Here is a 12753-nt window from a genome sequence, read left to right as displayed (position 1 = left end):
TCGAAGGACGTCATCGAGCGGAGGAGGCGGCATGGCCGGCAAGAAGACGGCGCGGGTGCCGCGTGCGGCGTACGAGCAGGAGCTGCTGCGTCTGCAGACGGAGCTGGTGAAGCTCCAGGAGTGGGTGCGGGCCGAGGGCACCCGGCTCGTGGTGGTCTTCGAGGGACGGGACGCGGCGGGCAAGGGCGGCACGATCAAACGGGTCTCGGAGCACCTCAACCCGCGTGTCGCGCGGACCGTGGCGCTGCCCAAGCCGACCGAGCGCGAGCGCACGCAGTGGTACTTCCAGCGGTACGTCGAGCATCTGCCCGCCGCCGGGGAGATCGTGCTGCTCGACCGCAGCTGGTACAACCGCGCCGGTGTCGAGCACGTCATGGGTTTCTGCACCAAGGAGGAGTACCAGCTCTTCCTCCGTCAATGCCCGATCTTCGAGCGGATGCTGGTGGAGGAGGGTATCCTGCTGCGCAAGTACTGGTTCTCGGTGAGCGACACGGAGCAGCAGAAACGGTTCCGGCAGCGGCTGAAGGACCCGACACGGCGCTGGAAGCTCTCCCCGATGGACTTGGAGTCGATCACCCGCTGGGAGGCGTACTCCCGGGCGAAGGACGAGATGCTGGTGCACACGGACATCTCGGAGGCCCCGTGGTTCGTCGTGGAGAGCGACGACAAGCGCCGGGCCCGTCTGAACATGATCGCCCATCTGCTCGGCTCCGTGCCGTACCACGAGGTGCCGCCGCCGGTGCTGGAGCTGCCGCCCCGACCGCCCTCGACCGGCTACCAGCGCCCGCCCCGCGATCTGCAGACATACGTCCCCGATCACGCGGCAAGCCTCTGAGCCTGGCGCAGCGCAGCGGGTCCGGGGCCGTCGAAACCGACGACCGTGGGAAGCTCCACCGTCCTCACCTTCCTTCACCGAGGTCGTAGACGATCCTTGCCGTGATCCGGCCGCGCGGCACCTCGTCGGTGCACTCTCGGTGCACTCGTTGACGCGTTCAGCCGGAGGACATCGGCCGGGTCGGCGTCTCGCGGCCGTCCGCCACTCGGTGGATCCTGAGGTCACGCGGCAGAAGGAGACTCATGGCAGGGAGCGCGGGCGGGCAGGTTCCGGGGCGCGGGCGTCCGGCACCGGGGCCCGGCACTCTCCTCGGCGGCCTCGCGCCCGGACTCGGCACGCTCCTCGGCTACCGGCGCTCGTGGCTGAAGGGCGACCTGCTGGCCGGGGTGACCGTGGCCGCGTACCTGGTGCCGCAGGTCATGGCGTACGCGGGCGTGGCGGGCCTGCCGCCGGTCGCCGGACTCTGGGCGATCCTGCCCGCCCTCGTGCTCTACGCCGTGTTCGGCTCCTCACGCCTGCTGTCGGTCGGCCCTGAGTCGACGACCGCGCTGATGACGGCGACCGTGGTCGCCCCGCTGGCCGCCGGGGACCCGGACCGCTACGCGGCCCTGGCAGCCGCCCTCGCGGTCACGGTGGGCATGCTGTGCCTGGTCGCGTGGGCGGTGCGGCTGGGGTTCCTCGCGGACCTGCTCTCCCGGCCCGTCCTGATCGGCTACCTCGCGGGCGTGGCGCTGATCATGATCGTGGACCAGCTGCCCAAGCTTACCGGTGTGGACACGACGGGTTCCGCCTTCTTCGCGCAACTCTGGTCCTTCGTGCGGCATCTGACGCAGGTCCATGGGGCGACGCTGCTGTTCGGCGCCGTCACTCTCGCGTTCCTCTTCGCGGTGGCACGGTTCCTCCGGACGGTCCCCGGTCCCCTGCTGGCGGTGGTACTCGGCACGGCGGCCGTGGCCGTGTTCGACCTCGACGACCGGTACGGCATCAAGGTGATCGGCTCGGTACCGTCGGGGCTGCCCGGTCTCGCCGTGCCCGATCTGACCGAGCTGGCGCATCTGGTCCTCCCGGCCCTCGGGGTCCTCCTTGTGGGCTACACGGACTTCATCCTCACCGCGCGGGCCTTCACCGTCGACTCCTCCGACGACTCCTCCGACGACTCCTCCGGCGACAAGAGCCCCGACCTCGACCCCAACCAGGAGTTCCTGGCCCTCGGCGCGGCCAACCTCGGCGCGAGTGCGCTGCACGGTTTCCCGGTGAGCAGCAGCGCGAGCCGGACGGCGCTCGCAGCCTCGGCGGGCGCCCGCAGTCAGGCGTACTCGCTGGTCGCCGGTGCGGCGGTCCTCGCAGTGCTGCTCTTCCTGAGCCCGCTGCTGACCCGCACGCCCTCGGCCGTGCTGGGCGCGCTCGTCGTGTACGCCGCGGTCCGTATGATCGACCTTGCGGGCTTCCGCCGGCTGTCGTCCTTCCGCCGCCGGGAACTGCTGCTGGCCCTCGGCTGTCTGGCGGGGGTGCTGGCCCTGGACATCCTCTACGGCGTGATCGTCGCCGTCGGCCTGTCGGTCGCGGAGCTGCTGGTCCGCGTGGCCCGTCCGCACGATGCCGTCCAGGGAGTGGTCCCCGGTGTGGCCGGCATGCACGACGTCGACGACTACCCACAGGCCCGCACCATCCCCGGCCTGCTGGTCTACCGCTACGACTCGCCCCTGTTCTTCGCCAACGCGGAGGACTTCCGGCGCCGGGCCCTGGCCGCCGTCGACGAGCAGGAGGACCCGGTCCGCTGGTTCGTCCTCAACACCGAGGCCAACGTCGAGGTCGACATCACCGCCCTGGACGCCGTCGACGCCCTCCGCCTCGAACTGACCCGGCGCCACATCGTGTTCGCCCTCGCCCGCGTGAAGCAGGACCTGATGGACGAGCTCGACGCATACGGCCTGACGACGTCGGTCGGCACCGATCTGGTCTTCCCAACACTGCCGACCGCTGTCACGGCGTACCGGGAGTGGAGTCGCACCCGGGACGACACGCAGTAGGCCTGCGTCAGCCCGCCGCCTGAGCAGCACCCCGGAACGCGGTTCGCGACGCGGCCGGGGTGATGCCCGAGAGGTCGCGGGACGTGACGCTGTTGCGGTCGCAGACCGAGCGGCCGAGGGCGTGCTGGGGCCACAGGCCGGCCGCCACGCGTCGGCTGCGTTCGCTCCACTCCCGGGCGGGTCCGCTGCTGGTCTTGTAGTAGTTGAGGGCGTAGCCACCCGTGTGGATCCGGAGCAGGCAGAAGCCGCCCGGGTACTCCTTCACCGCACTGACCTCCTGCAGCGTGACGTGCCGAGCCTGTGGGAGGACCGTGCGCTTGTTGCGGTGGGTGTGACCGGCATGGTGGAGGAAGACGCCGGGGGCGACGGAGTAGGCGTCGAGGATCGCGCGGGCCTGGCGGCGGTTGAGGCGCTGACCGCTCATCACAGGGAACAGTGAGTTGCGTACGGTCAGCGGGTGGTGGCCGAAGACGATGGTCGGCTGGTCCCCGTTCTCCCTCAACCGGGCTCGGAACCATGCCAGTTGGTCGGGCGAGAGGCCGCCCGAGTCGCTGCCGTTGCCCCTCTTCTCGTAGGTGTCCAGCCCGACGATCCGCAGACCGCCGAGATCGCGCGCGAAGTACGCGGGTCCGTCGCCACCGGGGAACTCGTCCAGAAAGCTGTCGCCGAAGGGTTCTTGGCCGCTCGCCGGTCTCCTGGGCCGGTCGTGGTTCCCGCGGACGACGAAGTAGTCCTGTCCGTGCGTGCCGAAACCGTCCAGGATCCGCCGGGCCTCGGTCAGATCGCGCGGCGCGCCTCCGGCCGAGATGTCGCCCGCGGCCAACAGGTGGTCGGCTCCGCGTCGGCGGGCCTCGTCGACCAGGGCCCGGCCCATGATCTCCGGATAAGGGGCGAGGCCGAGCCGCTGCGAGACGCCCCGCATCAACGGGACCCCGGCCACCAGTCCGGCCGTGGTCTCTCCCAGGTGCAGGTCGTTGCAGAGGGCGATCGTCCTCAGATGGCGGCCCGGCGGAGGCTGGGGCGTCGTGAAGGAGTACGGGCCGCCGCGCGAGCCGAACCCGTGCAGCGAGGTTCCGACGGCGTTGCCCTTCACGAGGTGCAGCGGTGTGGGTGTGGCCGCCGAACCCCGGGAGCGGGCCTGGTAGTAGTACGTCTGGCCGGGTTCGAGATCGGTCAGTTCGACGTGGTGGTGGGCGGTGCGGCGGCCTTCGGAGGCGGTGCGGTTCAGCCGGGCGGGGTGGGTGCCGTAGACGACTTCGCCCTCGGTCACCGCGGGGATGAGGTGGCCGAATCCGTCGTCGCTGCCGGTCACGCCGGTGTACCAGGTGACGACGGCCAGGTCCTCGGTGAGGGTGACCAGTTCGAGGTTTACGGCGGACACGGCGTCCGGGTCGCGGGGATGGCGTATCTGTGTCGTACTGCGGCGGGCGGCGGCGTGGAGGGCTCGGAGGAGGGCGGGGGCGAGGAGTGCGGCGGATCGCAGGCCACCGTGGGGAGCGGAGAGGCAGCAATACATGTCTGATTCGTGCCCGCTGGTGGTGAACTGCAACAGTGCGGCGGGCGGCGGCCACCTGAAACGACGGCGTGCGCGGTTCTCGACGACGGCGTACGCGCTTCCTCACAGCAGGCCGAGGTCCCGGGCGCGCAGGGCCGCCTGGGTGCGGTCGCGCAGGGCGAGGCGGGTGAGGATGCGCGACACGTGGTTCTTGACCGTGCCCTCGCTGAGGTACAGCCGCGCGGCGATCTCCCGGTTGGTGTGGCCCTGCGCCACGAGCCGCAGGATGTCGGTCTCGCGCGGGCTCAGGACGGCGGCGGAGGTCTCGGCGGGCTCGGGGGCAGGGGCGGGTGTGGGGGAACGCAGGGAGGCGGTGAGGTGGCGGGCGACGGACGAGTCGAGCTGGGTGACGCCCGCGTGCGCCAGGCGGACCGCGTGGGCGAGTTCCTCGGCCGGCAGGTCCTTCAGGAGGTAGCCGTGGGCGCCGGCCCGCAGCGCCTGCACGACGTATTCCTCGTCCTCGAACGTCGTCAGCATGACCACCCTGCACTCCGGGGCCCGGCCGCGCAGGACGGCGACCGCTTCGATCCCGTCCATCTCCGGCATCCGGACGTCCATGAGCACGATGTCCGGGCCCAGTTCGAGTGTCTTCGCCACCGCGTCCCGCCCATCCACGGCCGTACCGACGACCGCGATGCCGGGCCGGATGGCGAGCAGCGAGGCGATGCCGTCCCGGATGAGCCGCTGGTCGTCGACCACCAGCACGCGGACCGGCGGCGCCGGTTCCTGGTCGTCCATGGTCATCTCCGCCCGCGTTCGTCCGTGCTCATCCCCGCGCGGTCTTCCCGTGCAGCCTTTCCGCGCGGGACGGTCACCGTCAGTCGGGTTCCGGCTTCCGGGCCGCTGTCGATGTCCACGCTCCCCGCCACCAGGTGCACCCGTTCCCTCATCCCGACCAGCCCGAACCCGGTGACGGCCGCGTCCGGTACGAACCCACGGCCGTCGTCGGTCACCACAAGGCGCGCGGTGTCCTCGGCCAGCAGGACCGCCACCGTCACCCGCGTGGCCCGCGCATGGCGGCGCGCGTTGGTCACCGCCTCCTGGGCAGCCCGGTACAGGGCGGTCAGTTCGGCCGCGCCGAGGCCGTCCTCGTCGCCCGTCACCTCGACGGTGACCACCGGCCGGGCCCCGCCGCCGTGGGCCAGACCGGCCAGCGCTGCCGAGAGCGTGGGGTGCGCCGACTCACCGCGCAGTGCACGAACCGACTGCCGTACGTCGCCGAGCGCGAGCTTCACCGAGCGCCTCGCCTCGTCCAGCGCCCGCTGGGCCGCGTCGGGGTCCAGGGCCCTGAAGTCCGACGCCATCTCCAACTGCACTGACATCGCGGTGAGATGGTGACCGATGCTGTCGTGGATGTCCCGGGCCAGCCGGTTGCGTTCGGTGGCGGCGGACAGCTCGGCGACCCGCGCCGCATGTTCCTCCAGTTCGCGCCGGGCGCGCTGTTCACCGACGGCCACGGCGGCCATCGAGAGCGCCAGCACGAGACCGACGGAGAGCATCAGCAGGTCGGACACATGCTCCAGGTCGCGGTACCAACCGGGAGCGGTCAGTACGTACAAGGTGAGCAGCCCGGCCAGGCAGAGCGCGCCCAGCGCGAGTGCGGCCGTACGGCCGAAGGCGAAGTAGGCGGTGAACGGCAGGAGCACGAACAGCACTTGGGCCAGGTCCGACGCGTCGAGAAGCACCGCCGCGCCGATCAGGGCGCCGCGCGCCAGCAGCAGCGGCACTCGGGCCACGGGACGGCGGTGTCCCGCCTCTTCCAGCGCGAACAGCGCGCCGATCGCGGCGACGAAGCCGACGGTCCGCCACACCGACGGGCCTGGTCCGTCGCTCAGTCCGGCCGCCGCGTAGTACAGACCGCCCACGAGGACGGCGCCGTACAGCAGCGGCGGCACCCACCGCACGGGCCCGTACACCGCCATGCACACCCCCTCACCCACTGTCGTCAGGCTAGGCCGAACCCGGCGGCTCGGCGGCGTCGCGACGGAAACTCCGGACAGTACGGGCCGGACGACACGTGCCGAACGGCTGGACGGCACACGGGAGACGGTGACTTCCGGCCGTCGATGTCCCCGTTCTGCACCTCCTGCCGCTGATCGGCGGCTCCCTACGGTTGCGGCCTGTCCCACTGTCGGAACCGTCGGAGCAACCGGAGTTGGCCTCATGTCCTCGCCCATTGCCTCACCCCACATCACCTCATCGACGTTTCGCGTCGGCGCCCTGTGCGGCCTGCTGTCGGGGCTGCTGATCGCCCTGCCCTCGCTGGTCGAGGCGTTCACCGGGGAGACCACCGCGACCAGCGTCCCGCTCGGCCTCTCCCCCGCGTTCGCCCTGCCGCTGCTCACCGCGCTGCAACTGCGGCAGCGCCCGGCCACCGGCCGCTTCGCAGAGGTGGCGCACATCGTGAACCTCATCGGTCTCGGCCTGTTCGGCGCTGCCGCGTTCGCCTCGAACCTGGTGCTGTTCTACTTCGACGACGACGTCATCGACGAGGTACTGACCGGCCCGACGATCCCCGTGCTCATCGGCTGTGCGGCCGTGTTCGCCATGGGCTGCGCCCTGTTCGGGTCGGCGATGATCCGCGCCCGGGTGTTCCCGTCGATTCCGGCCTGGGGCTACGCCGTTGTCCTGCCGCTCTTCGCGTTCATCACCGGGCTGTCCGACAGTCTGCTCACGATCGGGCTGCACATCCTGGTCGGCATCATCCTGATGTGGCTCTCGGCGGCACTGTGGCGCATGACGGGGGACGCCCAACACGCCACGGCCCCGGCCCGGGTGTCGGTCTGAGGCGTCCGGGTCTGCGTCTGCCACCAGGATGCGTGGCACGGCTGGAGCGGGGTGGTCATGGGCCGCGCTCCAGCAGCAGCAGTCGCACATTCGCGAACTCCGCGGTACGTACGGTTCGGAACTCCTCCCGCAGCAATCGCGACTTGTGCTGCTCCATGCCGGAGAAAGGGTCCTTGCTACGACCGGCGGCGACGAGCCAGATCCGCTCGTATCCGGCGGCGCAACGGCGGGGGTCGGGGCACTCTCCGGCTTCGTAGTCTGCGCGCTGCCGCGGGGTGTCGTGCAGGAGGACGTCCCGGGGCCTGGGGCCTTCGCGCAGTTCGAAGTCCAGGGCACGGCGCGCCTTGAGGCGGTGTGTGTACGCGATGCCGTCGCCCGGGCGCTGGTCGGCGACAACCTTGAGGGCGACGGAGTGGTAGTCCGGCTCGTTGGGGGTGTTGCGCGTGACTGTGCCGCGGTCGAGCGGGGCGAACACGGCGATGACGGCGACGAGCACGGCGGCGAGGCGTCCGACCACTTGGGGCCGGGCGGTGAGCCGGTGGATGCCGATGACCGCAAGCAGGATCCAGGCCGGGACGGTGAACAGCAGATAGCGGTCGAGGAACAGATGCAGCCAGCAGGCCGTTGCCGCCGTGAGCAGGAACGGCGCCAGGGCCCATAACGCGAGCGGCGTGAGACGGGTTCGCAGGCCGGAATCGGAGCCGAGGCCGGAATCAGAGCCGGCATCGGGGCCGGGGCCGGAACCGGAGACGGTATCGGGGCCGGGGCCGGGGCCGGAACCGGAGACGGTATCGGAGCCGGAGCCGAGGCCGGGATCAGGTCCGTTGCCCCGCCTCCGGCGAGACTCCGCGACCAGCACCACACCCGCACCGCCGAGCACGACGGCGGTGGCCACCGGGGACCGGAAGAGCATGTAGGGCATGGCGGCGATGTCGTTCCAGGCCGGCGTGTTCCAGGCGATCTGCTGAGCCTGGGTGCGGGCGAGGACGACCAACGGCACGACCGGCGCCAGCCCTGCGCCCACCGCGATCAGCCACGCGCCCAGGACGGGCCGGCCACTCCGGCGTCGAGCGTCCAGCACCGCGGCGAGGTGGGCGACGAGCACGGTGAGGGCCACCAGGTGCGACCAGCCCATGAGCGGGACGGTGAGGGCGTACAACACCCACCGAAGCGGCACCGGACGTTCCAGCGCGCGCAGCAGTGCGAGGAAGCCCAACACGGCCGCCAGCATGGCGAAGGCGTACGGCCGTGCCTCCTGTCCGTGCCGTGCCACGGTCGGGACGAGCGCGAAGAGCAGACCCGCGGCGATCCCGCCCCGCGTACTGCCGACCGCTCGACGGCCGAGGAGGCCCACCAGCCCGCCGGCCACGGCCATGGCGAGGACGGAGGGCAGTCGCAGGACGGTGAGGGAATCGCCGAACAGCGAGACCCACAGATGCATGAACACGTAGTACGGCGCGATGGCCAGGTCGACGTTCCGGGTGAGCTCGTACAGGTCCCCGAACGACAGCGATGCAGCCCACCAGGTGGCGTGTTCGTCCCGCCAGGCGCTCCGCCGGCCGATCCCCCACAGACAGCTGAGCAGGGTCGCGAACGCGGGTAAGAGGAAGACCAAACCAGGGGCCCTGAGTATTCGGCGTAATCGGGAACGACCGGCCGACGACGTGCTCCGGCCATCGCCCTCCGCGCCGATTACCGGTTGCGTGGTGGTCACAAGTCCCCCGCCCGGAGCCCACTTCGACATCACCGATACGACAATTGATCAGACCCTAACGCGGACGCCGCGAGCCCGCGCACCCCGGCTCTCGTCATCACGAGCCGCAGCCGGTCATGCGGCCGCGCGCGTGGCCCAAACGCATACGACTGACCGAAACTGTCGTCGCGTCGCACGCGGCGGCGGTCATCCGGTGGCTGCCGACGCATCCCGAATCCGCCATTGCCACCTTGTCGCTCCGCTCTGTTCCGGGGAGCAGTCCGGCGTGGCGCGCCGCGCCCTTCGGGTCCTCGATTCCGTGTTGCCGTGCGCCAATGCGAGAAGGACCCATTCGTCGAGGCGGCTTCACGGCGGCATCACTGGACGCGCACTTCCGGCCGAGCGTCGCTCCGGGTGTGTCCGTTGGGGCAGACGGTGCGTTCGCGGTTTGCCTAGCCTCCCGGGTCATGCGATCAACACAGCTGAGACGCATCGGTCTCGCCGGCGTCCTCGCCTTCGTCCTCGCCCTGTTCGGGCTCGCGCCCACCGCGAGCGCGGCCGAACCGGGCCCGGCCGATCTGACCTTCACCACCGACAGCGCCACCGCGACCCCGGGTGGCACGGTGAATCTGTCGATGACGCTCACCAACAACAGGACCTACGACGTCTGGTTCATCCATCAGACGATCGACCCGACCTGGCTGACCACCCAACGGCCCGATCTCAGGTACAGCTTCACCGGTTGCAGCCTGGCCACGGCGACCGGCAGCGTTCCATGTTCCGGCACCGGACCCGCCGACCTCGGCACCAACTACGGTGCCACCATCCCGCCCGGTCAGAGCCGGACCGTGACCCTCACCCTGCAGATCGCCGCCGACTCCGGCTGCAACGGGAACATCGGCTTCTACTCGTACTTCTACGCCGAGTTCAGCGACAGCGCGAACACCGGCGGCGGTCCGGTCTACACGCCCGAGACCCGCGTCCTCTGCGCCTGACCTCGAAACAGCACGACGTCAGTGGCGGCCGGCCCATGGGGGCCGGCCGCCACTGTTGCTCCACGTCTTCCGATGCGGGTCACGGGCGCCGGTGGGAGAGCCGACGCGCCACCACGGGGATGATCACAGCGGCGGCCACCAGATGGGACACCGCCAGGACGACCTGGGTGGAGGTCGCGGTGTGCGGGGCCACCGCCGGACCGGCCATGGACAGTGCGGTGAGCACGACGGTGGTCACCACGAAGGTACGGGCGGGCCGCTTCGCCCAGCGGGCCAGGACCACCGCGAGGACGATGCCGACGACCGACCAGAACAGCACACCTCCGAAGAAGCCGCCCACTGGGATCTCCGCCGCTTCCGTGGCGCCGGGACTGGCCGCCTCCATCGGTACTCCGGCGCCTCGGGCGATGAGCCCGAACGCCTCGGTCACGACGGCACCGGCGAGCGTGGCGAGGACGCCGACCAGCCACACGGGGCGTGTGTCGAGCAGTCGTGCGGACCGCGCGGCGGACAGGGACGAGGCGGCGGAACGGGTCTGGGTCGTGGTTGCGCTCATGGCACTGACTCCTGCTTCGTTGTGGGGTGTTGATGCCTTTCGCAGGGGTAGACCGCGGCCCGCTCCACAACTCATCGGTCCTCGGGCGACTTCTTTCGGGTTTCGTGCGAAGGGGCTTCGCGAGGGGACTTGTCGAGGGGACTTGTCGAGATCCACCGAGATGCTTCGGCAGGACGGAACTTCACGGTTGGATGGATGCATGACTGAGGCTGCCGAGCGGTTCGATCCCGTTGTCCGGGAGATGATGCAGGCCAACCGGGCGAACTGGGACGCGCGGACTCCCGTACACCTGGCCAGCCGTTTCTACGGCGTCGACGAGCAACCCGATCCGTTCCGCTGGTTCGCTCCCTTCGAGTGGGAGGACCTCGGGCAGTTGGCGGGGCGGGAGGTCGCGCATCTGCAGTGCCATCTGGGCACGGAGACCCTCGCGTTCGCGAGGCGTGGTGCGCGCACGGTCGGACTCGACATCTCCGGGGCGTCGGTGGCGGCGGCCCGGGACCTCGCGGCCAAGGCGGACTGCGCCGTCGACTACGTCCGCGCCAATGTGTACGACGCCGTGGACGCGCTCGGCCCACGACGTTTCGACGTGGTCTACACCGGCAAGGGGGCGCTGTGCTACCTGCCGGACCTGGACCGCTGGGCGGAGGTGATCGCCCGTCTCCTCAAGCCGGGTGGACGGCTGTACCTCGTCGAGTTCCACCCCCTGCTCAACGCACTGGGCCCCAAACCCGCTCCCGACGAGGGCCCGGACCTTCTTCTGCGCCACGACTATCTCCAGGGGCGCGGCGCCATCCGCGGCGACTCCACCCATACGTACACCGACGGCCCGGCCGTCGACGGCGCGACGGAGAGTTTCGAGTGGCGGCACGGCCTGGACGAGGTGATCAACGCACTGGCCGGGGCCGGCCTGCGCATCGTCCGGCTCCGCGAGAGCGAGGAACTTCCCTGGCCCCGCTTCCCGCAGATGATCCCCACCCCGTCCGGCTGGTGGCGCCTGCCTGAAAGCGCGCCCCGCATCCCACTCCTGTACGGGCTGCTCGCCTCCCTCTGAAGCAGGTACTGCCACCAGGACCGATATCGATCTTGGGGTCGACCGCTTGGCGTCTCTTGGGTCGGCAGGTTCTGTACGTACCCGGAATTGTGGCTTCCACCACGGCGAATGTGGTCCTGACCTGGTGAGATCACCGGATGCTCGGTTTCCTCGTCCGTCTCCTGCCGTTCTGGGTCCGCGAACCCCTCCTCATCGTGGTCGGGTCCGTTCTCGGCGTACGCATCATGTATCTCGCCGTCCACGATCGCGATCGGGTCGCGGCCGGGATCGGCGCGGTGTTCCTCGTGTTCACCGCTGTACGCATCCACGCGGTGGTCCGGGCCTTGCGCGCACGCCGGGACCCGAGTCCGGCAGCCCCCGCGGACGGGGCGGCGGTCGATGCTGCCGCCCAGGCGCAGGCCCAAGCGCAGGCGCAGGCACAGCCGCAGGCCCAGGTCGGAGCGGGGCCACGTCCCGGCCCGGGCACTCCGGAGAAGGACCACAACGCATGGGGCCAGGCCGTTGCGGCCGTGGCCCTGTTCGGCGCACTCGCGGCCGCGCTGTGGGTGGCCCCGCACGTGATGCCGTCCGACGTCAGCACCTCGCCGCGGCCCGCCTCGTGTTCGGACGGAGCACACGAGGAACTGCCGAAGGTCTACAAGCAGACGCCCCGGCCCGTGACCGGTGAAGAGCTGTGCAAGGTGCTCAACCGGCCGGACCTGGCCCAGCTCCTGGGAACGCCCGGGGAGACCGCGACCGCTGCTTCCGGTACCAGCAACACCGCTCCGTTGACCGATGGGAAGGTCGCCCTACCGGAGGCCGAGGTCGCGTTCGACACGTTCACCGTGAATGTCTCGGCCACTTACAACGACCTGACGACCGACCAGTACGTGAAGCTGATGAAGTTCGGGGACGAGACGGACATCAAGACCCTCACGGTTCGCGGTCGGCCCGCGGTCTTCGCCTCGGCCCACACCATGAAGTTGGAGATCAATCTCGGGAACGGCGGATCCGGCGGACCGGTGGAACAAGGCCCGCTGGCCAGGACGCTGACCGTGGCCCTCGACCGCGACGACCGGGGCGGCTACTGCGACATCACCGTGTGGAGCGAATCCGGAGCCCTTCCGGACGACAGCGCTCTCCTCGACATCGCTGGAAAGGTCCTTCCGAGGATCCCCGGACAGCCTGTCCGATGAGACACCGAGAGCATCTCGGCGAGAAGAGTTGCCGGCGGCAAGGCCAGGGGTCTGCAGTACAGGCACGTGGGCGGTG

Annotated in this window: 11 protein-coding genes; 6 read left to right on the top strand and 5 right to left on the bottom strand. The window is 70.5% G+C overall.

Annotation, left to right across the window (positions count from 1 at the left end):
• The first annotated feature begins 31 nt into the window (after positions 1–31).
• On the top strand, positions 32–835 hold the full coding sequence (gene ppk2 / locus JEQ17_RS46240) for a polyphosphate kinase 2 (RefSeq protein WP_200400929.1): 804 nt from the start codon (positions 32–34) through the stop codon (positions 833–835).
• A 242-nt stretch (positions 836–1077) separates the two neighbouring features.
• Positions 1078–2865 (top strand): SulP family inorganic anion transporter, encoded by a 1788-nt coding sequence (locus tag JEQ17_RS46235; protein WP_200400928.1) that lies wholly within the window; start codon positions 1078–1080, stop codon positions 2863–2865.
• A 7-nt stretch (positions 2866–2872) separates the two neighbouring features.
• On the opposite strand, the gene JEQ17_RS46230 is transcribed toward JEQ17_RS46235, so the two are convergent.
• The 3 genes from JEQ17_RS46230 to JEQ17_RS46220 all read right to left on the bottom strand — a co-directional run bounded on the left by JEQ17_RS46230 (position 2873) and on the right by JEQ17_RS46220 (position 6342).
• Entirely contained in the window at positions 2873–4381 is a 1509-nt protein-coding gene (locus JEQ17_RS46230; RefSeq protein WP_200400927.1) for a purple acid phosphatase family protein, read from the bottom strand.
• A gap of 102 nt (positions 4382–4483) precedes the next feature.
• Positions 4484–5158, bottom strand: a complete 675-nt coding sequence (locus JEQ17_RS46225) for a response regulator (protein ID WP_200400926.1) — start codon at positions 5156–5158, stop codon at positions 4484–4486.
• A gap of 2 nt (positions 5159–5160) precedes the next feature.
• Positions 5161–6342: a sensor histidine kinase gene (locus JEQ17_RS46220; RefSeq protein ID WP_200400925.1), complete on the bottom strand. Its 1182-nt coding sequence runs from the start codon at positions 6340–6342 to the stop codon at positions 5161–5163.
• A 241-nt stretch (positions 6343–6583) separates the two neighbouring features.
• On the opposite strand from JEQ17_RS46220, the gene JEQ17_RS46215 reads away from it, so the two are divergent.
• Positions 6584–7207, top strand: a complete 624-nt coding sequence (locus JEQ17_RS46215) for a hypothetical protein (protein ID WP_200400924.1) — start codon at positions 6584–6586, stop codon at positions 7205–7207.
• Positions 7208–7262: 55 nt separating this feature from the next.
• Here the strand turns inward: JEQ17_RS46215 and JEQ17_RS46210 are convergent, their stop codons facing one another.
• Positions 7263–8822 (bottom strand): glycosyltransferase family 39 protein, encoded by a 1560-nt coding sequence (locus JEQ17_RS46210; RefSeq protein WP_200400923.1) that lies wholly within the window; start codon positions 8820–8822, stop codon positions 7263–7265.
• A gap of 545 nt (positions 8823–9367) precedes the next feature.
• Here JEQ17_RS46210 and JEQ17_RS46205 point away from each other — a divergent pair.
• Entirely contained in the window at positions 9368–9895 is a 528-nt protein-coding gene (locus tag JEQ17_RS46205; protein ID WP_200400922.1) for a hypothetical protein, read from the top strand.
• 79 nt (positions 9896–9974) lie between these two features.
• Here JEQ17_RS46205 and JEQ17_RS46200 read toward each other — a convergent pair whose 3' ends face one another.
• Positions 9975–10451, bottom strand: a complete 477-nt coding sequence (locus JEQ17_RS46200; RefSeq protein ID WP_200400921.1) for a DUF6069 family protein — start codon at positions 10449–10451, stop codon at positions 9975–9977.
• Between the two features lie 199 nt (positions 10452–10650).
• Between JEQ17_RS46200 and JEQ17_RS46195 the strand changes: the two genes are divergently transcribed.
• Both JEQ17_RS46195 and JEQ17_RS46190 read left to right on the top strand, forming a co-directional pair.
• Positions 10651–11502 (top strand): class I SAM-dependent methyltransferase, encoded by an 852-nt coding sequence (locus JEQ17_RS46195; protein WP_200400920.1) that lies wholly within the window; start codon positions 10651–10653, stop codon positions 11500–11502.
• 137 nt (positions 11503–11639) lie between these two features.
• Positions 11640–12677, top strand: a complete 1038-nt coding sequence (locus JEQ17_RS46190) for a DUF6215 domain-containing protein (protein ID WP_200400919.1) — start codon at positions 11640–11642, stop codon at positions 12675–12677.
• Positions 12678–12753 lie beyond the last annotated feature (76 nt).

It is taken from the genome of Streptomyces liliifuscus, from assembly GCF_016598615.1.
Classification (GTDB): domain Bacteria; phylum Actinomycetota; class Actinomycetes; order Streptomycetales; family Streptomycetaceae; genus Streptomyces; species Streptomyces liliifuscus.
The sequence above is the reverse complement of the archived record's forward strand: the minus strand, read 5'-3'. Positions and strand labels throughout refer to the sequence as shown.

Excerpts from the sequence above, each read along its gene's own strand:
- JEQ17_RS46215 (WP_200400924.1), top strand. The coding sequence starts at position 6,584 with ATGTCCTCGCCCATTGCCTCACCCCACATCACCTCATCGACGTTTCGC.
- JEQ17_RS46230 (WP_200400927.1), bottom strand. The coding sequence starts at position 4,381 with ATGTATTGCTGCCTCTCCGCTCCCCACGGTGGCCTGCGATCCGCCGCA.
- JEQ17_RS46200 (WP_200400921.1), bottom strand. The coding sequence starts at position 10,451 with ATGAGCGCAACCACGACCCAGACCCGTTCCGCCGCCTCGTCCCTGTCC.
- JEQ17_RS46190 (WP_200400919.1), top strand. The coding sequence starts at position 11,640 with ATGCTCGGTTTCCTCGTCCGTCTCCTGCCGTTCTGGGTCCGCGAACCC.
- JEQ17_RS46220 (WP_200400925.1), bottom strand. The coding sequence starts at position 6,342 with ATGGCGGTGTACGGGCCCGTGCGGTGGGTGCCGCCGCTGCTGTACGGC.
- ppk2 (WP_200400929.1), top strand. The coding sequence starts at position 32 with ATGGCCGGCAAGAAGACGGCGCGGGTGCCGCGTGCGGCGTACGAGCAG.
- JEQ17_RS46195 (WP_200400920.1), top strand. The coding sequence starts at position 10,651 with ATGACTGAGGCTGCCGAGCGGTTCGATCCCGTTGTCCGGGAGATGATG.
- JEQ17_RS46205 (WP_200400922.1), top strand. The coding sequence starts at position 9,368 with ATGCGATCAACACAGCTGAGACGCATCGGTCTCGCCGGCGTCCTCGCC.
- JEQ17_RS46235 (WP_200400928.1), top strand. The coding sequence starts at position 1,078 with ATGGCAGGGAGCGCGGGCGGGCAGGTTCCGGGGCGCGGGCGTCCGGCA.
- JEQ17_RS46225 (WP_200400926.1), bottom strand. The coding sequence starts at position 5,158 with ATGGACGACCAGGAACCGGCGCCGCCGGTCCGCGTGCTGGTGGTCGAC.